At 44.6% G+C, this 390-nt stretch carries 1 protein-coding gene; it reads left to right on the forward strand.

The window, feature by feature from the left end:
* On the forward strand, nt 1-390 hold a 390-nt coding region (locus Tanf_RS16565; RefSeq protein WP_046824509.1), incomplete at both ends, for an ABC transporter ATP-binding protein.

The following is a 390-nucleotide window of genomic DNA, read 5'->3' on the forward strand; positions in this document are numbered from 1 at the left end:
TTAAATGTCTTTGATAATGTGGCCTTTCCGGTTCGCGAACATACAAAGCTTCCGGAAGAAATTATTCGTCCTTTGGTGTTGATGAAACTACAAGCTGTTGGATTAAGAGGTGCGCAGGCATTAAAAGTTTCAGAATTGTCTGGTGGCATGGCTCGACGGGTTGCCTTGGCAAGAGCCATTGCATTGGATCCTGACATGATTTTTTATGACGAGCCTTTTGTTGGACAGGATCCGATTACGATGGGAGTGTTGATTGAGCTCATACGCAAACTAAATGACAGCCTTAATTTAACCAGCGTGGCGGTGTCACATGATGTGAATGAAGTATTATCCATCGCAGACTACGCCTGTGTTCTGTCAGAAGGAAGGATTATTGCTGAAGGCACGGCT

This window comes from Tannerella forsythia, from assembly GCF_001006485.1.
Lineage (GTDB): Bacteria > Bacteroidota > Bacteroidia > Bacteroidales > Tannerellaceae > Tannerella > Tannerella forsythia.